At 71.4% G+C, this 17,073-nt stretch carries 19 protein-coding genes and 1 tRNA gene; 12 read left to right on the top strand and 8 right to left on the bottom strand.

Going from position 1 to position 17,073, the window contains the following annotated elements:
• Positions 1 to 15: 15 nt before the first annotated feature.
• From Aiant_RS15750 to Aiant_RS15740, 3 genes are read right to left on the bottom strand one after another with little or no spacing between them, the layout of a single operon-like run.
• A complete protein-coding gene (locus tag Aiant_RS15750; RefSeq protein WP_189328785.1) occupies positions 16 to 258 on the bottom strand; it encodes a helix-turn-helix transcriptional regulator in 243 nt (80 codons plus the stop codon).
• Between the two features lie 7 nt (positions 259 to 265).
• Positions 266 to 1,105, bottom strand: coding sequence for an ABC transporter permease (locus tag Aiant_RS15745; protein ID WP_189328786.1), 840 nt, complete (start codon positions 1,103 to 1,105; stop codon positions 266 to 268).
• The gene (locus Aiant_RS15740; protein WP_189328787.1) at positions 1,102 to 2,025 is read right to left on the bottom strand and encodes an ABC transporter ATP-binding protein; all 924 of its coding nucleotides are present in this window, start codon (positions 2,023 to 2,025) and stop codon (positions 1,102 to 1,104) included. Before Aiant_RS15740 ends, Aiant_RS15745 begins: the two co-directional genes overlap by 4 nt.
• Positions 2,026 to 2,072: 47 nt before the next feature.
• On the opposite strand from Aiant_RS15740, the gene Aiant_RS15735 reads away from it, so the two are divergent.
• The 4 genes from Aiant_RS15735 (at position 2,073) to Aiant_RS15720 (ending at position 4,340) form a co-directional block, all read left to right on the top strand.
• Complete coding sequence (locus tag Aiant_RS15735; RefSeq protein ID WP_189328788.1) at positions 2,073 to 2,252, top strand: hypothetical protein; 180 nt, start codon at positions 2,073 to 2,075, stop codon at positions 2,250 to 2,252.
• A gap of 41 nt (positions 2,253 to 2,293) precedes the next feature.
• Positions 2,294 to 3,235 (top strand): 3-methyladenine DNA glycosylase, encoded by a 942-nt coding sequence (locus Aiant_RS15730; protein ID WP_189328789.1) that lies wholly within the window; start codon positions 2,294 to 2,296, stop codon positions 3,233 to 3,235.
• Positions 3,236 to 3,483: 248 nt separating this feature from the next.
• Positions 3,484 to 3,559: transfer RNA gene (locus Aiant_RS15725), tRNA-Glu, on the top strand.
• 112 nt (positions 3,560 to 3,671) lie between these two features.
• Positions 3,672 to 4,340: an N-acyl homoserine lactonase family protein gene (locus Aiant_RS15720; RefSeq protein ID WP_189328790.1), complete on the top strand. Its 669-nt coding sequence runs from the start codon at positions 3,672 to 3,674 to the stop codon at positions 4,338 to 4,340.
• A gap of 197 nt (positions 4,341 to 4,537) precedes the next feature.
• Here Aiant_RS15720 and Aiant_RS15715 read toward each other — a convergent pair whose 3' ends face one another.
• Positions 4,538 to 5,224 (bottom strand): IclR family transcriptional regulator, encoded by a 687-nt coding sequence (locus Aiant_RS15715; RefSeq protein WP_071807642.1) that lies wholly within the window; start codon positions 5,222 to 5,224, stop codon positions 4,538 to 4,540.
• Positions 5,225 to 5,273: 49 nt separating this feature from the next.
• Here Aiant_RS15715 and leuC point away from each other — a divergent pair, with 49 nt between their 5' ends.
• The 4 genes from leuC (at position 5,274) to Aiant_RS15695 (ending at position 8,707) form a co-directional block, all read left to right on the top strand.
• On the top strand, positions 5,274 to 6,728 hold the full coding sequence (gene leuC / locus Aiant_RS15710; protein ID WP_189328791.1) for a 3-isopropylmalate dehydratase large subunit: 1,455 nt from the start codon (positions 5,274 to 5,276) through the stop codon (positions 6,726 to 6,728).
• A 16-nt stretch (positions 6,729 to 6,744) separates the two neighbouring features.
• Complete coding sequence (gene leuD, locus Aiant_RS15705; protein ID WP_189328792.1) at positions 6,745 to 7,335, top strand: 3-isopropylmalate dehydratase small subunit; 591 nt, start codon at positions 6,745 to 6,747, stop codon at positions 7,333 to 7,335.
• Positions 7,336 to 7,496: 161 nt separating this feature from the next.
• Positions 7,497 to 8,207 carry an HU family DNA-binding protein gene (locus Aiant_RS15700; protein WP_189328793.1) on the top strand — a complete coding sequence of 237 codons (711 nt, stop codon included), beginning with the start codon at positions 7,497 to 7,499 and terminating at the stop codon, positions 8,205 to 8,207.
• Between the two features lie 89 nt (positions 8,208 to 8,296).
• Positions 8,297 to 8,707: a hypothetical protein gene (locus Aiant_RS15695; RefSeq protein WP_189328794.1), complete on the top strand. Its 411-nt coding sequence runs from the start codon at positions 8,297 to 8,299 to the stop codon at positions 8,705 to 8,707.
• Here the strand turns inward: Aiant_RS15695 and Aiant_RS15690 are convergent.
• Genes Aiant_RS15690 through cofC form a run of 4 tightly spaced genes read right to left on the bottom strand, consistent with a single transcriptional unit; the run spans position 8,664 to position 12,717 of the window.
• Positions 8,664 to 9,545 (bottom strand): NUDIX hydrolase, encoded by an 882-nt coding sequence (locus tag Aiant_RS15690; protein WP_189328795.1) that lies wholly within the window; start codon positions 9,543 to 9,545, stop codon positions 8,664 to 8,666. The two genes, Aiant_RS15695 and Aiant_RS15690, sit on opposite strands and share 44 nt — an antisense overlap.
• Positions 9,545 to 11,818 carry an RNA degradosome polyphosphate kinase gene (locus Aiant_RS15685; RefSeq protein WP_189328796.1) on the bottom strand — a complete coding sequence of 758 codons (2,274 nt, stop codon included), beginning with the start codon at positions 11,816 to 11,818 and terminating at the stop codon, positions 9,545 to 9,547. The genes Aiant_RS15690 and Aiant_RS15685 overlap by 1 nt, the downstream gene beginning before the upstream one ends.
• Positions 11,819 to 11,873: 55 nt before the next feature.
• Positions 11,874 to 12,071, bottom strand: a complete 198-nt coding sequence (locus tag Aiant_RS15680) for a cold-shock protein (RefSeq protein ID WP_189328797.1) — start codon at positions 12,069 to 12,071, stop codon at positions 11,874 to 11,876.
• Positions 12,072 to 12,081: 10 nt separating this feature from the next.
• The gene (gene cofC / locus Aiant_RS15675; RefSeq protein ID WP_189328975.1) at positions 12,082 to 12,717 is read right to left on the bottom strand and encodes a 2-phospho-L-lactate guanylyltransferase; all 636 of its coding nucleotides are present in this window, start codon (positions 12,715 to 12,717) and stop codon (positions 12,082 to 12,084) included.
• Positions 12,718 to 12,888: 171 nt separating this feature from the next.
• Between cofC and Aiant_RS15670 the strand changes: the two genes are divergently transcribed.
• From Aiant_RS15670 to Aiant_RS15655, 4 genes are read left to right on the top strand one after another with little or no spacing between them, the layout of a single operon-like run.
• Positions 12,889 to 13,614, top strand: a complete 726-nt coding sequence (locus Aiant_RS15670) for a lysophospholipid acyltransferase family protein (RefSeq protein ID WP_189328798.1) — start codon at positions 12,889 to 12,891, stop codon at positions 13,612 to 13,614.
• Positions 13,611 to 14,603 (top strand): NAD(P)H-dependent glycerol-3-phosphate dehydrogenase, encoded by a 993-nt coding sequence (locus Aiant_RS15665; RefSeq protein ID WP_189328799.1) that lies wholly within the window; start codon positions 13,611 to 13,613, stop codon positions 14,601 to 14,603. The genes Aiant_RS15670 and Aiant_RS15665 overlap by 4 nt, the downstream gene beginning before the upstream one ends.
• Positions 14,600 to 15,703 carry a cystathionine gamma-lyase gene (locus Aiant_RS15660; RefSeq protein ID WP_189328800.1) on the top strand — a complete coding sequence of 368 codons (1,104 nt, stop codon included), beginning with the start codon at positions 14,600 to 14,602 and terminating at the stop codon, positions 15,701 to 15,703. The genes Aiant_RS15665 and Aiant_RS15660 overlap by 4 nt, the downstream gene beginning before the upstream one ends.
• Positions 15,704 to 15,737: 34 nt before the next feature.
• Positions 15,738 to 16,097: a hypothetical protein gene (locus Aiant_RS15655; protein WP_189328801.1), complete on the top strand. Its 360-nt coding sequence runs from the start codon at positions 15,738 to 15,740 to the stop codon at positions 16,095 to 16,097.
• Positions 16,098 to 17,073: the final 976 nt, after the last annotated feature.

Below are 17,073 nucleotides of genomic sequence, written 5' to 3'. Positions count from 1 at the left end.
ACGGACCCCTGAAATCTACGCCGACTGCGAGGTGGCACCGAGTCGCGGGAACGGCTCCAGGGCGAACACCACCTCGACCGGAACCTCGAAGTACTGACAGATCCGCATGGCCAGGTGAAGGCTCGGGCTGAACTCGCCGCGCTCCAGGTAACCCACGGTCTGGTAGTGCACGCCGAGGGCGTCGGCGAGCTGCCGCCGCGAGATGCCCCGCTCGGCGCGCAGCATCGCGATCCGGTTGTACGTGACCTCGGTTGCCATCGCTCCCTCAACGCCCGACCCGGGTCATGGCCCGCTCCCGCCGCGCCGCCACGGCCGAGCCGGACTCGCGGCCGGCCATCCGGCGCAGCAGCACCGGGGCCAGCACCAGCCCGATGACCGCCCAGACGGCGAGCACCCCGAACGTCTCGAGATGCCGCCAGGAATGCGCGAGCTCCACCGCCGCCAGGGAATCGGGCAGGAAGACCGAGCGCATGCCCAACCCTAGCCAGTACAGCGGGAATGCCTGCGCCAGACCCTGGAGCCAGCCGGGCATGGCGGTGATCGGATAGAAGATGCCGGAGATCGCGATCAACCCGAAGATCGGCATCACCACCAGGGCCATGTTGCGCGGGTCGTCGAAGAGCGAGCCGATCGCGGCGCCCAGCGGGAGGGTGGCGACGAAGCCGACCGGGATCAGCCAGAGCAGGGTGAGCCAGCCGTCCGCGTCCACCGACAGGCCGTCCACCAGGAACAGTCCCGGGATCAACTGGAGCAGGAAACCGACCAGCGTCATCCCGCCGACCAGCGCCACCTTGCCGCTCAGGTAGCTGGTCATGCCGTGCGGGACGGCCTTGGCCCGCAGCAGCGTGCCGTCCTCCCGGTCCATGATCAGCTGCTGCGCGGTGGTCATCAGGCCGCCGAGCACCAGGCCCATCCCGAAGATGCTGGGCAGGGTGCGGGCGCCGAGCGAGAACGAGGTGCCGGGCACCGTCGCGTTCCGCATGAAGAAGACCGTGCCGAGCAGCAGGGCCGCCGGGAAGAGGTAGGCCCACAGGTCGGCCGGGTTGGTGAAGGTGTGCTTGATCTCGGTCCACCCCCGGCGCAGACCCAGCACGACGGGCGTCATCGGGTCACCTCCGCCTCGTGCACCAGCTTCATGTAGGTGTCCTCCAGACTGGACCGGCGCACCTCGAGGTCGTCGATCGCCGTGCCGTGCTGCCGGAAGAGCTCGTGCACGTACGCCGTGGCGTCGGCGGTGGAGTGCACGAACCGCTGCCCGTCCCGGGTCCAGCGGATCTCGGTCTCCCCGGCCACCTGCCGGGACAGCTCGTCGGCCGAGCCGCTGGCGATGATCCGCCCGCTGGACAGGATCAGGATCCGATCGGCGAGTTTCTCCGCCTCGTCCAGGTCGTGGGTGGTGAGCAGCACCGTGGTGTCGGCCATGTCGGTCAGCTCGTGGATCAGGTCGTGGAACTCGCGCCGGGCGGCCGGGTCGAACCCGACCGTCGGCTCGTCGAGGAAGAGCAGCTCGGGCCGGCCCACGATGCCCATCGCCACGTCAAGCCGGCGGCGCTGGCCACCGGAGAGCCGGGTCACCCGGGTCCGCGCTGCGGCGGTCAGGCCGACCGCCGCCAGCAGCTCGTCGACCGGCCAGGGCCGCGGGATCCGGTCGGTGCTGAACGGCGCGTAGTGCCCGCCGATGTGCTCGAGCAGCTCGCGGACCCGCCACTTGCCGTGGTCGCGCCAGGACTGCAGGACCACGCCGAGCCGGGCCCGCCAGCGCTCGTCGCCGCGCTCCGGGTCGGCACCGAGCACCCGGACGTGCCCGGCCGAGCGGCGCCGGAAGCCCTCCAGGATCTCGATGGTGGTGGTCTTGCCCGCTCCGTTCGGCCCGAGCAGGGCGATCACCTCACCGGGGCGGGCGGAGAAGCCGATGCCGACGAGGACCTCTTTCGCCCCGTAACGCATCCGCAGATCACGGACCTCGATGACCGGCTCGGCCACCAGCGGGTCCTCGCCGGCGCTCTGCAATACCACCTCCGTCATGTCCACCACGCTATCAAGTCTGTAGTAGATGTACTACATTACTTCGCATGGCTTCTGTCGTTTGCCTGACGCTGGGGCTCGGACCCCGGCTGGGATTCGCGCTGCCCGGCGCGCCCGGGCTCGGCTGGCCCCCGGCGGTCCACAAACCACCCAATCACCAAGAAGACGGAAATCGCGCCCTGCCCGAGCCCGAGGAACACACCGTGGCGGACCTCATTCGCGCCTAACGGTGATCGTGTTGATCGCTTCGGCTAGATACATTGGTGCGATGGGGATCAAGCAGGTGAGGGCACTCACCACCACGCTGCCCTCGGTCACCTGGATTCCCCTCGCCCGGGCGCACGCCGAGCGTGCCGACCAGATGACCGCGGGCCACCGTGCCCGTCGGGCCACGGGTGAGAAACACGCCATCGAGGACTTCCTCTACGACTACTACGGCACCCGCCCGGCGATGCTGCGCCGCTGGCACCCGGGGGTCGGCGCCGGCCTGGCCGCGGCGCCCGACGGGCTGGCCGAGCACGCCGGCTGGAAGTTCTACGCCACTCACGAGGACGGCATCGTCGCCCTCGACGAGGACGCGTTCCTGCACGCCCGCGGCGAGAGCGTGCGATACATCCACGGCCTGCTCACCGCCACCGCGTCCCGCCCGGTCTTCTCCGGTTGCTTCGGCCTGCACGAGTGGGCGATGGTCTACCGCGACCCGGAGCACCGCCACCCGCTGCCGCTGCGCCTCGGCCAGTCCGAGACCGACAAGGTGGTCGAGCAGCACACCATCCGCTGCACGCACTACGACGCGTTCCGCTTCTTCACCCCGGAGGCCGTCGGCCTCAACCGGCTCCAGCCCACCCGGGCCACCCAGGTCGACCTCGACCAGCCCGGCTGCCTGCACGCCGCGATGGACGTGCACAAGTGGGCGCAGAAACTCGGCCCGGCCGTCCCCGGCGCGCTGGCCCTGGACTGCTTCGCCCTGGCCGGCGAGATCCGCCTGCTGGACATGCAGGCCAGCCCCTACGACCTGACCTCCTACGGGCACCCCCCGGTCAAGATCGAGACCCCGGAGGGCAAGGCGGAGTACGTGGGACGTCAGCGCGAGCTCGCCCGCCGCGCCGCCGGCCTGCGCAGCCGCCTGATCCGGGTGTGCGAGGCGCTGCTCGGCCCGGAGGACGCGGCGCGCAACCGCGAGGCCGTCGCCCCGTTCAACCATCGCTGACCGCTTTTCCGGGAAACGCCGGATTCGCTCGCGGCGCGGTCGCTGCCGCGCCCCCTTCGCCGCCTTTTCCGCTTTCGGTACGCCGGGAAGCGAGCCCTCCGTCCGGGTTCGCCGCGGCCCGGATCGGCGGTCGCTGTGGGGCCGGTCACGAGGCGGCCCGCACCGGGGTATCCGATTCGAACATTCGTCAAAGGTGCTGATAGAGTTCACCGCGCCGCCGCAGGAGCGGGCGGTGCAAGACAGGTTCTGGTCCCGTCGTCTAGCGGCCTAGGACGCCGCCCTCTCAAGGCGGTAGCGAGGGTTCGAATCCCTTCGGGACTACCAGAGACAGTGGCCCGCACCGATCACGGTGCGGGCCACTGCCGTTTCGGCCGGACCTCTCTGCCCTCGGCAGAGAAGCCGGGCGATGCGGTGCCGGGCTGGGGATACTGCGGCGATGACCGACATCGCCGTCCGCCGAGTCGACTTCGGGTATTTCGTCCGGCCTGCCGAGGAGACCGGCACCGGGGCGCCGCGCGCCGAACCCTGCCTCGGCTACCTGATCGATCATCCCGAGGGCGCGATCCTGGTCGACACCGGCATGGGCCATGCCCCGGGCGTCGACGCCCATTACCGGCCCCGCCGGGTTCCGCTCGGCTCGGCGCTGCGGGCCGCCGGTGCCACGGCCGGCGATCTGCGGTACGTCATCAACTCCCACCTGCACTTCGACCACTGCGGCGGCAACGCGGAACTGGCCGGTCTCCCGGTCTTCGCCCAGCGCGCCGAGCTCATCCTGGCCCGCGAGTCCGACGAATACCTGGCCGATCTGGTCGATCACCCCGGCGCGGTTCTGGAAGAACTGGACGGCGAAGCCGAGATCCTCCCCGGCGTGCTGATCGTGCCCACCCCCGGGCACACCGCCGGCCACCAGTCCGTGATCGTCGCCACCCCCGACGGCACCGTGATCGTCGCTGGTCAGAGCCATGACCACGCCACCGCCTTCACCGGGGACGTCCTCGCCCGGCGTGCCGCCATCGGCCGGCCCGCGCCCTGGCTGGACCGTTTGCTCGCCCTCGACCCTCGGCAGGTCCTCTTCGCCCACGACAACGCCGTCTGGGTCCCGTGACGTCAGCCGGATCACGGGAGGGGTGCGGACTTCGCGGCGGTGGGTGGTGCTTCGGGCGTACCGAAAGCGGGTGAGCGAAGCGGGAGCCGGCAGCGGCCCGGGGTGGAGCGGGTCTCGCGGAACGAGGCGCGCCCGATGGCGCGGAAGGGCCATCGGGCGCGAGGGATTTCGGGAGGAACCGGGGAAACCGTGAGGGGTCAGAGGCCGGACAGGCGCTGGCCGGCGCGGACGACGGCCATGGCGTGGCGTTCGCCGGGGCGGCGGCCGAGGCGTTCGATCGGACCGCTTATCGAGATGGCGGCGATCACCCTCCCGGTGCGGTCGCGGATCGGGGCGGAGACGCTGGCCACGCCCGGCTCGCGCTCGGCGACGCTCTGGGCCCAGCCGCGGCGGCGCACCTCGGCCAGGGTGCGGCCGGTGAACTTGCAGCGGGGCAGGAGCGGCATGACCGCTTCCGGTGGCTCCCAGGCGAGCAGGATCTGGGCGGCCGAGCCGGCCACCATCGGCAGCACCGAGCCGACCGGCACGGTGTCGCGAAGACCACTCGCGCGCTCGGCGGCGGCGACGCAGATGCGCTCGTCCGCGCGGCGCAGGTAGAGCTGCGCGCTCTCACCCGTCGCATCCCGCAATGCGGAAAGCAGGGGCTCGGCGGCGGTCAGCAGAACGTCGGGCGCGGCGTTCGCCAACTCGCCCAGACGAGGTCCGGGGCGCCATCTTCCTTGAGTGTCCCGGACCAGCATCCGATGAATCTCCAGAGCCTGGGCCAGGCGATGTGCGGTCGCCCGCGGAAGCTTCGTGCGTTCGACCAACTCGGCCAGGCTGGCGCCGTCGACACATGCGGCGAGGATGACAACCGCCTTGTCGAGAACGCCTACACCGCTCATACTGTGTCCCACAAGCCGAAACATACATTCCAGAATTTAGGATGTCCAGATGGTGGGAGTCACTCCCGACAGCGGGAAACCCAGGACCCTGGCCGAGAAGGTCTGGGATGACCACGTGGTGCGCACGGCCGAGGGCGAGCCGGACCTGCTCTTCATCGACCTGCACCTGCTGCACGAGGTCACCAGCCCGCAGGCGTTCGACGGGCTGCGGATGGCCGGCCGGTCGGTGCGCCGGACCGACCTCACGCTCGCGACGGAGGACCACAACACCCCGACCGGGTACTCGGATCCCTCGTTCAACACCCGCCGCGGCGAGCTGCTGACCATCGCGGACACGGTTTCCCGCACCCAGATCGAGACCCTGCGGAAGAACTGCGCCGAGTTCGGCGTGGAGATCCGCCCGCTCGGTGACGTGAACCAGGGCATCGTGCACGTGATCGGCCCGCAGCTGGGCCTGACCCAGCCCGGCACGACGATCGTCTGCGGCGACTCGCACACCGCGACCCACGGCGCGTTCGGCGCGCTGGCCTTCGGCATCGGCACCAGCGAGGTCGAGCACGTGCTCGCCACCCAGACGCTGCCGCAGGCGAAACCGAAGACGATGGCCGTCACGGTCGTCGGCGACCTGCCCGCCGGGACGAGTGCGAAAGACCTGATCCTTGCGCTGATCACGCAGACCGGCACCGGCGGCGGCAACGGCCACATCGTGGAGTACCGCGGCGAGGCGATCCGCAAGCTCTCCATGGAGGGCCGGATGACGATCTGCAACATGTCGATCGAGTGGGGCGCCAAGGCCGGCATGATCGCGCCGGACGAGACCACGTTCGAGTACCTGAAGGGCCGCAAGCACGCCCCGCAGGGCGCCGACTGGGACGCCGCGGTCGCGTACTGGAAGACCCTCGCCACCGACGAGGACGCGGAGTACGACACCGAGATCATCCTGGACGCCGCCACGATCAGCCCGTTCATCACCTGGGGCACCAACCCGGGGCAGGGCGCGGCGCTCGACGGCGTGGTGCCGAACCCGGAGGACTTCCTGGACGAGGTCGAGCGCGGGGCCGCCGAGCGCGCCCTGGCGTACATGGACCTGACGCCGGGCACCCCGTTCCGTGAGGTCCCGGTCGACGTGGTCTTCGTCGGCTCGTGCACCAACGGCCGGCTGGAGGACCTGCGGGCCGCCGCCGACGTGATCCGTGGGCGCAAGGTCGCCGACGGCGTCCGGATGATGATCGTCCCGGGCTCCTACCTGGTGCGCGAGCAGGCCGAGGCCGAGGGCCTGGACAAGATCTTCACGGACGCGGGCGCCGAGTGGCGGTTCGCCGGCTGTTCGATGTGCCTCGGCATGAACCCGGACACGCTCAGCCCCGGGCAGCGCGCGGCGTCCACCTCCAACCGCAACTTCGAGGGCCGGCAGGGCAAGGGTGGGCGTACCCACCTGGTCTCGCCGCAGGTCGCCGCCGCCACCGCCGTGGTCGGCAAGCTGGCCGCCCCCGCCGACCTCTGAGTAGGGGATCAACGACATGGACAAGTTCGTCACCCACAGCGGCAAGGTCATGCCGCTCCGCCGCTCCGATGTGGATACCGACCAGATCATCCCGGCGGTCTACCTGAAGCGGGTCACCCGCACCGGCTTCGAGGACGGTCTGTTCAGCGCCTGGCGCGAGGACCCGCATTTCGTGCTGCACAACCCGGCCCACAACGGCGCCACCATCCTGGTCGCCGGGCCGAACTTCGGCACCGGCTCGTCCCGCCAGCACGCCGTCTGGGCGCTGCGCGACTGGGGCTTCAAGGTGGTGATCGCGGCCCGGTTCGGCGACATCTTCCGGGGCAACGCGCTCAAGGAGGGCCTGCTGCCGGTCCAGCTCGACCAGAAGATCGTGGAGAGCCTCTGGGATCTCGCCGAGAGCGAGCCGGAGAAGCAGATCACGATCGACCTGGCCGAGCGGGTGGTCCGGGTGGACGACGCGGCGTACTCGTTCCCGATCGACGATTTCAGCCGCTGGCGTCTGATGGAGGGGCTCGACGACATCGGACTGACGTTGCGCCACGAGGACGCGATTAGTGCGTACGAGAAGGGCCGCCCGGCTTTCAAGCCGGTCGTCACTCTTTAACCACGGGCAAGAATTCGCCCCCGCCGGGGTAACCGGCGGGGGCGAATTTCGTTGGGACACAACGGATTTTTGCCACGAATGTTTGTGTCTCCAGGTCAGAGGGCATACGGTGCGCGCAGAATGGCCTGCGACGGGCCAGTTCTCACGTCCGGGAGGAAACCGTGAACAAGGCCGAGCTCATTGAGGCGCTCGCCGTCAAGCTGGGCGACAGGAAGACGGCGACGACTGCGCTTGACGCGTTCATCAGTGAGGTGCAGAACGCCGTCGCCAAGGGTGACAAGGTCTCCCTTACCGGCTTCGGTTCCTGGGAGAAGCGGACGCGTAATGCGCGTACCGCCCGGAATCCGCGAACCGGCGAGCCGGTGAAGGTGAAGAAGACGTCCGTCGCCGCATTCCGGCCGGGCAACACCTTCCGGGAACTGGTCGCCGCCGGGAAACCGGCCAAGGCGGCCGGCGCCAAGAAGACGGCGGTGACCAAGGCCGCGCCGGCGAAGAAGGCCGCGACCACCACCACGGCCGCGGCGAAGAAGACGACGGCGACGGCGGCGGCGAAGACGGCCGCGACGAAGAAGTCGGCGACGCCGGCCGTGGCCAAGAAGACGGCGACGAAGACGACGGCGACGAAGGCGACAGCGACGAAGACGGCGGCGAAGTCGGCGGCCAAGACGGCCCCGGCGAAGAAGGCGGCGACGAAGACCGCGCCGGCCAAGAAGACGACGGTGGCCAAGACCGCACCGGCGAAGAAGGCGACGACCAAGGCGACCGCGGCGAAGAAGACCACGGCGCGCAAGACCGCGACTCCGGCCGCGGCTCCGGCCCGGGCGAAGAGCGCATCGACGGCTCGGGCGGCCTCGAACCGCAAGGCCCGCTGAGGTCGAGGCACCACAAAAGGCGTCCACCGTACGGTGGACGCCTTTTTGTTTGCCGCGGGCGAACCGCCGCCCGGGCCTACGGTCCGGGCATGGAACGCAGACCGAGAGGGTTGACGGCCCGCGCGGGACTGGCCGCCGGCCTGTTCGCGCTGGCCGTCGTGCCGGGGTGGACGCTCGGCGACCTGGCCGAGCACGCCACCGGCTGGCCGGCGCTGGACTGGCTGATCACCTGCGGCTGGTGCGGCCTGGCCGTGGCCGGGTACGCCCCCGGCACGTCCTACCGAGCCAGAGACGGCCTGGCGGGCGCTATCCCGCTGTACGGCTGGTACCTGGCCGGGGTGCTGAGCTGGCGGCTCGCGTTGCTGCCCTATCGCGACTGGGAGCCCCGCCGCGACGAGCTGTGGCGGGCCCGCTGGCTCACCGGCGACCTGGTCGGCCACTGGCGGATCGAGCAGCTCACCAGTGCGAGACCCCTAGCAGCGTCGCGCCGGACCAGGTGAGCAGCCAGCCGTCACCCTTGCGGGTCCGGTACGGCTCGGCGTCGCCCGCCCCGGTGAGCTCGGCGAGCAGCGGCGGCATGACCTTGCCCTGGCTGCACACCACCACCCGGCCGGCGGCCCGCAGCTCGGCCAGCCGTGCCCGGGCGGCCCGCAGCCGGGCCGGCAGCCCGGACGGGTCGTCCGGCTCGGCGAACGCGGGGTCCACCACCAGCGGCAGCCCGGTCGCCGCGGCCAGCGGGTGCAGGGTCTGCGAGCAGCGCAACGGGGTGGCCGCGACCAGCCGCCGGGGCCGGAACGTGGCCAGCCGCTCGGCGACCCGGCCGGCCTGCCGCTGCCCTTTCGGGCTGATCGGGCGCAGCGAGTCCGGCCCGCTCCAGTGCTTCCGCTCGCCGGCGTGCGCGTGCCGGACCAGCGCCACCACCGAGGTGACCGGGGGCAGGCCGGCGACCAGGTCGAGCAGCGGGCGCTCGTCCGGATAGGTCAGGCGGTCGACGGCCTCGGGGATCGGCAGCCAGGTGAGCTTGTCGACCTCGTCGGTGTCCTGCACCGGGCCGTCGTCGCCGGCGGCGCGCATCAGCCAGAACCGGACGGTTTTCGGCCGTCCGCCGGGCAGCACGTAGGACACCTCGGGCAGGCCGAACTCGGGTATGCCCTGGGCGCCGGTCTCCTCGGCCACCTCGCGGACCGCCGCGGCCAGCGCCGGCTCGCCGCGTTTGACGGTGCCCTTGGGCAGGCTCCAGTCGTCGTACCGCGGGCGGTGCACCAGGCACACCTCGGGCGTGCCGTCCGCGCCCGGGCGGTAGAGCACCCCGCCCGCGGCGTGTACCGGTGCGACCATCAGCTCGCCTTGATGACCCGCCGCAGCAGGGCCTCCTGGAGGTGCATCTGCTTCCCGGTCGGGTCGCTGGTGTTGCGCCGCCAGACGCCGTCGCCGCCCAGGTCCCAGCCCTCGGTGCCCTCGGCCATCGACAGCTCCAGCACGTTGCGCAGCTCCTCGCGGGCGGACGCCATGGTGACCTTGACCAGCGCCTCCACCCGGCGGTCCAGGTTGCGATGCATCAGGTCGGCGGAGCCGATCCAGTACTCCGCGTCGTCACCGGCGCCGAACCGGAACACCCGGGAGTGCTCCAGGAACCGTCCGACGATCGAGCGGACCCGGATGTTGTCGGACAGGCCGGGAACGCCCGGGCGCAGCGTGCACATGCCGCGGATGACCAGGTCGATCTTCACGCCGTCCTGCGAGGCGCGGTAGAGCGCGTCCGCGGTCTCCTCGTCCACCATCGAGTTGACCTTGATCTGGACGAGCGCCTCACCGCCCGCCCGGGCGATCTTGGCCTGCTCCTCCAGCCGGTCCAGCAGGCCGCGGCGCACCCCGTGCGGGGCCACCAGCAGCCGCCGGAACGTGGTCTGCCGGCTGTACCCGGTGAGTACGTTGAACAGGTCGGTGACATCCGCGCCCACCTCGGGGTCGGCGGTCAGCATGCCGAAGTCCTCGTAGAGCCGGGCGGTCTTCGGGTGGTAGTTGCCGGTGCCGATGTGGCAGTACCGCCGCAGCTGGTTGCCCTCCTGCCGGACCACCAGCGCGGTCTTGCAGTGCGTCTTGAGCCCGACCAGGCCGTAGACCACGTGGCAGCCGGCCCGCTCCAGGGTGCGCGCCCACGCGATGTTGGCCACCTCGTCGAACCGGGCTTTCACCTCGACCAGCACGACCACCTGCTTGCCGGCGGCGGCCGCGTCGACCAGCGCGTCGACGATCGGCGAGTCACCCGACGTGCGATAGAGCGTCTGCTTGATGGCCAGCACGTTCGGGTCGGCCGCCGCCTGCTCGATGAAGCGCTGCACGCTCGTCGAGAAGGAGTGATAGGGGTGGTGGACCAGGATGTCCGACTCCCGCAGCCGGTTGAACACGCTGCGCGGCACCTCGCCGTCGGCCAGCTGCGGGTGGGTCGCCGGGACGAAAGGGCGATCCTTCAGATCGTCGCGGTCGCACTCGCCGAACACCTGCCAGAGCGCCGAGAGGTCGAGCAGGCCGGGCACCCGCAGCACGTCGTGACTGTCCATGTCGAGCTCGCGGACCAGCAGGTCGAGCACGTGGTCGCTGATCGAGGCGGCCACCTCGAGCCGGACCGGCGGGCCGAACCGCCGCTGCGCCAGCTCCCGCTCCAGCGCCTGCAACAGGTCCTCGTCGCGGTCCTCGTCGACCTCCAGCTCGGCGTTGCGGGTCACCCGGAACGCGTGCACCTCCAGGATCTGCATGCCCGGGAAGAGCTGGTCCAGATGGTTCGCGATCAGGTCCTCGATCGGCAGGAAGCGCACGCCGCGACTGTCGTTCTGCACGGTGACGAAGCGGGGGACGTTGTTCGGCACCTTGATCCGGGCGAACAGCTCCGGGTTGTCGCCGTCCGGGTAGCGCAGCGCCACGGCCAGGTTGAGCGAGCGGCTGGAGATGTAGGGGAACGGGTGCGCCGGGTCCACCGCCAGCGGGGTGAGCACCGGGAACACCTGCTCCCGGAAGAAGGTGCGCAGCCGGCCCCGCTCGGGCTCGTCCAGCTCTTTCCAGCTGACCAGCTCGATGCTCTCGGCGGCCAGTTTCGGCCGGACCTCGTCGGAGAAGCAGGCGGCGTGCCGGGTGACCAGGTCGGCGGTGCGCTCGGTGATCAGCTCGATCTGCTGCCGCAGCGGGGAACGGTCACCGCCGCGGACCGGCAGACCGGCGCTCAACCGGCGTTTCAGCCCGGCGACCCGGACCATGTAGAACTCGTCCAGGTTGCTCGCGAAGATGGCGAGGAATTTCGCCCGCTCCAGCAGCGGGGTGCTCGGATCCTCGGCGAGCGCCAGCACCCGCGCGTTGAAATCGAGCCAGGACAACTCCCGGTTCGCGAAGCGGTCGTCGGGGAGGTAGTAACCCGCCTCTTCCTCCTCCGCCTCGAACTCCTCGAAGACCGGCTCGGGTTCGACCGGTTTCTCCACGGGTTTGGCTTTCGGCACCGCATCCTCCACCACAGGCTTGACCGGTTCAGTTACATCGACGGCGTCGGCGGGCGTACGCGGGAGAAAGCGGCCGTTCGGGCCACGCCGGCGGGTCTCGGGGGTCCGGGGCGGGGTGTGCATGGGTCCATCATTGCCGGTCCGGGCGGAACGTGAAACGAACTAACCAATGATCAACTTAAGCGATCCCAGGAATTAACACACGACGCACCGCGCCGCCCGGTTCGGCGTCGATCGAGACCCGTTGACCGAGTCGCAGCAGCCGCAGCCCGGAGCGGTCGAACGCGTCCGCGCCGAAGGCCAGCTCAGAGCCGTCATCGAGGAGCAGCGTGCCACTGCGGGTGCCGGGGTCGAAGGTGGCGATGGTGCCCTGCATGCCAGAGACGCTACCTGGCGCAGCCGGCCGGTGTGCACGCCTGGCTGAGTCCGACGTCACGCAGCAGCGCCCGGGTGCGGTCACCGGCGCCCAGCTCGAGCACGGTGTCCAGGTCGGCGGCGCTGTCCACGTCCTGCCGCAGACCCGGCCAGTCGCCGGTCAGCGGGATCGCGCCGGAGGCCCGATGGGCGGCCGCCGACCCCGGGCCGAACCGCGGGTCGAGCGGCGTCCGGGGCGGGACGGCCAGCAGCACGGTGCCGGTCCCGGCCGCGTCCGGCACGAAGGCCCGGCCGGTCACCCCGGCGAGCGCCGCGTCGAGCTGCTCGGGACGCAGGGCCGGCAGGTCACCGGTCAGCACCGCGCGATGCGCGGCACGCCCGGCGACCTCGTCGGCGCCGAACCGCAGGGCCGCGTTCAGCCCGGCGCCGGGATCCGCCGCCACCTCGGCGCCCATTTTCCGTACGACCGCGGCCACCACCGGGTCGTCGGTCACCACGATCAGCCCGGCCACCGTGGTGGCGTTCAGCACAGCGGCCGCGGTGTCGGCCACCATGGCCAGCACGAGCTCCGGATGCCTGTCCTCCGCCACCGCGCCGCGCAGCCGGCTTTTCGCCGCGTCCAGCCGCTTGACCGGGATCACCGTCATCCAATTCCGCACCGACACTCCGCCAGTGTGCCGCATCCATGGCTCCGCTTCGCTCCGCGTCCTGCGACGTAACCGGCAATACCCCTACCTGGTACGGCGGGCTGGGAGGGGGCATGATTTCGTCGCAGATGCACGGGCGACGTTGTCGCCGATCGAGGGACAGGGGATGCCGTGGCGCAGCACAGGCTCGGATTCTGGCAGCGTTTCGCGGTGATGCTGGTGCTTCCCGTCATGACCGTCTGGACGAAACGGACCTGGCTCGGGATGGAGAAGCTCCCGAAAACGGGCGGTGTGATCCTGGTCCCCAACCACGTGTCGCACTTCGACCCGCTGGTCGTGGCGCACTACATCTACAAGGCCGGCCGCTGGCCCCGGTTCCTCGGCAAGGCGAGCATCTGGCGGGTCCCGGTGATCGGGCCACTCTTGGTCAGAACCAAGCAGGTCCCGGTCGAACGGGGCAGTGTGGAGGCGGTGAAATCGCTGGAGACCCTGGTCGAGGCCCTGAACGAGGGCGGCGCCGTGGTGATCTACCCGGAGGGCACCACCACCCGCAGCCCCGACCTGTGGCCGATGCGCGGCAAGACCGGCGCCGCCCGGCTGGCCCTGCTCACCGGCGCCCCGGTGATCCCGATCGCGAACTGGGGCTCCCAGACGGTCTTCGACCCCCGGACCAACAAGTTCAAGGCGACCCGGGCCGCCGTCACGGTCACCACCGGCGATCCGGTCGACCTGAGCCGCTGGGACGGCGCCGAGCCGTCCCGCCAGGTGCTCGACGAGATGACCGAAAAGATCATGCTGGCCATCCGCGACCTGCTCGGCACGATCCGCGACGGCGAACCGCCGGCGCTCTACGACCGGCCCGCCCGGCGGGCCTCGACCTCGGAGGACGCGTCATGAGGGCGGCCGTCATCGGATCCGGAGCCTGGGGCACCGCGTTCGCGAAAGTGCTGGGCGACGCCGGCTCGGAGGTGACCATGTGGGCGCGGCGGGAGTCGGTCGCCGCGGAGATCCGCGACCAGCACGGCAACGAGGGCTCGCTCCCCGGCATCCGGCTGTCGAAACTGATCACCGCCACCACCGACCTGGCCGAGGCGGTCGACGAGGCGGAGATGATCGCCATCGCGGTGCCGTCGCAGACCTTGCGCGGCAACCTGGCCGACTGGGCCGGCTTCTTCCCCGCGGACGCCACCGTGATCTCCCTGATGAAGGGCATCGAGCTCGGCACGCTGAAGCGGATGAGCGAGGTGATCGTCGAGACCGCCCGGGTCGCGGCCGAGCGGGTCGTGGTCGTCTCCGGGCCCAACCTGGCCCCCGAGATCGCCGCCGACCAGCCCACCGCGACCGTGGTGGCGTGCACCGACGAGGACCGCGCCCGGCAGGTGCAGCACGCCCTCGCCACCCCCTACTTCCGTCCCTACACCAGCGACGACGTGCTCGGCTGCGAACTCGGTGGCGCGGTGAAGAACGTGATCGCGCTCGCCTACGGGATGGCCTCGGCGATCGGCCTCGGCGACAACACCAAGGCCTCGCTGATCACCCGCGGACTGGCCGAGACGTCCCGGCTCGGGGTGGCGCTCGGCGCCGACCCGCTCACCTTCGCCGGCCTGGCCGGGCTCGGCGACCTGGTCGCCTCCTGCTCCTCCCGGCTCTCCCGGAACCGGACCTTCGGCGAGCACCTGGGCCGCGGCGAGAGCCTGGAGCAGGCCCAGGCCGCCACCCGGCAGACCGCCGAGGGCGTGAAGAGCTGCCTGTCCATCCGCGACCTGGCCCGCGCGCACAGCGTCGAGATGCCGATCGTCGAGCAGGTGGAGAAGGTGTGCCACGAGGGCGCCGACCCGCGGGTCGCGGTGAAACTGCTGATGACACGAGAGATGAAACCCGAGTGACTTTTCTGGATGGGACCCGTTCGGTTCATGCGGGTCTGCCCGCGCCCGCGGTCGGCGAGCCGTTCCTGCCGGGGCCGGTGTTCGCCGCTCCCTACCACCTGGACCCGGTGACCGGTCCGGGCGAGCGCGGGTACGCGCGCACCGAGCAGCCCACCCGGGAGGCCCTGGAGGCGGCGATCGGCGAGCTGGAGGGTGGGCCGGCGCTGGCTTTCGCCAGCGGGCAGGCGGCCATCACCGCGATGCTGCTGGCGCTGGTCAAGGCCGGGGACACGGTCGCGCTGCCCGGTGACGGTTATTTCGCGGTACGCGCGTTCGCCCGCGGCGCCCTGGCCGACCTCGGGGTGGCGAGCGTGCTCGTACCGACCGCCGGGCCGTACCCGGACTTCACCGGCCTGCGGCTGGTGCTGCTGGAGACCCCGGCGAACCCGGGCCTGGACGTCGCCGACATCGCCGCCCTGGCCGACGCCGCGCACGCCGCCGGGGCGCTGCTCGCGGTCGACAACACCGCCGCCACCCCGCTCGGGCAGAACCCGCTCGCGCTCGGCGCCGACCTCGTGGTGGCGTCCGGGACCAAGGGCCTGACCGGGCACTCCGACCTGCTGCTCGGTTACGTCGCGACCCGCGACGCCGAGCTGCTCGGCAAGATCGAGAGCTGGCGGAAGCTGACCGGCGGCGTGCCCGGCGCGTTCGACTGCTGGCTGGCGCACCGCTCGATGGCCACCATGGACCTGCGGCTGGCCCGGCAGACCCAGAACGCGGCGGCGATCGCCGAGCTGCTGACCGGGCGCTCCGACGTGACCGGGGTGCGCTGGCCGGGCCTGCCGTCCGACCCGTCGTATCCGGTGGCGAGCAAGCAGATGCGCCGGATCCCCGGGATCGTCGCGTTCGACCTGGGCAGCGCCGAGCGGGTGGGCCGGTTCCTGGAGACGGCGGAACTCGTCTTCGCGGCCACGTCGTTCGGCGGCGTGCACACCACGGCCGACCGGCGGGCCCAGTTCGGCGACGACACCAGCCCGGGCTTCGTCCGCTTCTCCTGCGGCATCGAGGACACCGCCGACCTGATCGCCGACGTCACCCGGGCCCTGGACGCCTCGCGATGACGGCCGGCGTCGCCCGCGCGCGGGTCGTGACCCGGTGACGGCCTGGGCCACGTTCAGCGGCGAGGAGGTCGCGGCGCTGACCCGGGGTGACAGCTTCTTCGCGGCGCCGGGCGAGCGCGACTGCCCGGCCTGCGGCGAACGGCGCCTGCGGGCGTATTTCACCGCGCCCGCCAACGCCCGGCGCCCCACCCTGGTCAGCTACGTCTGGTGCACCGGCTGCGGCAAGTTCGTCGGCACCCGCGCGAAACACCCCGAGGGCCTGATCTTCGCCGACCCGCTCGCGGCCCTGCCCGCCACCGAACGCCGGGACCTGGAACGCAGCCTGACCGGCTTCCTCGCCCACCTCGACCACCTGTGGGACACCGGCGTCCTGCCACAGACCTTCGCCGCCTGACACCGTCCGAAGTGCCCCGCCCACCGACCGGCCGCGCGCTCTGACCCGCCCGCCTCCAGGCCCATGCGGGTCCGCGTCCGGTCACGGTGCGCTCGCCACCCCGGCCGCAATCCGACATTTCCGATACGCCAGCACCCCCGAGCCGCCGTTCACCCGTCACCTTCAGCCTGCCCACCCCGGCGCCCCCACGCTTCAAACCACCCCTGACAGCCACCCGTTGATCCCTGGCTGGCTCCTGGAGCCGCTCGGCGGTCCCGACGCACCGCAGACGTCCAGCCGAGCCCCGCCTGGTCACAGTGGCCCTTCCCGAGCTCCCGATAGGGCCCTGGGTGCCAGCCGGACAGACACGGGCTGGTCGCAGTGGCCCTTCCCGGGCTCCGGATAGGGCGCTGGGTGCCAGCCCGACGGGTACGGGCTGGTCGCAGTGGCCCTTTCCGGGGTCGGGATAGGGCCCTGGGTGCCAGCCGGACTGGTACAGGCTGGTGGTGGTGGCCCTTCCCGGGCTTCCGATAGGGCGCTGGGTGCCAGCTGGACGGGTACGGGCTGCTGGTGGTCCTTTCCGGGCTTCCGATAGGGCGCTGGGTGCCAGCCGGACTGGTACGGGCCGGTGGTGGTGGCCCTTCCCAGCGTCGGGATGGGGCGCTGGGTGCCAGCTGGACGGGTACGGGCTGGTGGTGGTGGCCCTTCCCGGGCTTCCGATAGGGCCCTGGGTGCCAGCCGGACATGCACGGGCTGGTGGTGGTGGCCCTTCCCGGGCTCCGGATAGGGCCCTGGGTGCCAGCCGGACAGACACGGGCTGGTCGCAGTGGCCCTTCCCGGGCTCCGGATAGGGCGCTGAGTGCCAGCCGGACTGGTACGGGCTGGTGGTGGTGGCCCTTCCCGGGCTTCCGATAGGGCGCTGGGTGCCAGCTGGACGGGTACGGGCTGGTGGTGGCCCTTTCCGGGGTCCCGATGGGGCCCTGGGTGCCAGCCGGCT

Source organism: Actinoplanes ianthinogenes, assembly GCF_018324205.1.
In the GTDB taxonomy this organism is placed as follows: domain Bacteria; phylum Actinomycetota; class Actinomycetes; order Mycobacteriales; family Micromonosporaceae; genus Actinoplanes; species Actinoplanes ianthinogenes.
This window is presented reverse-complemented; position numbering and strand designations above follow the sequence as displayed.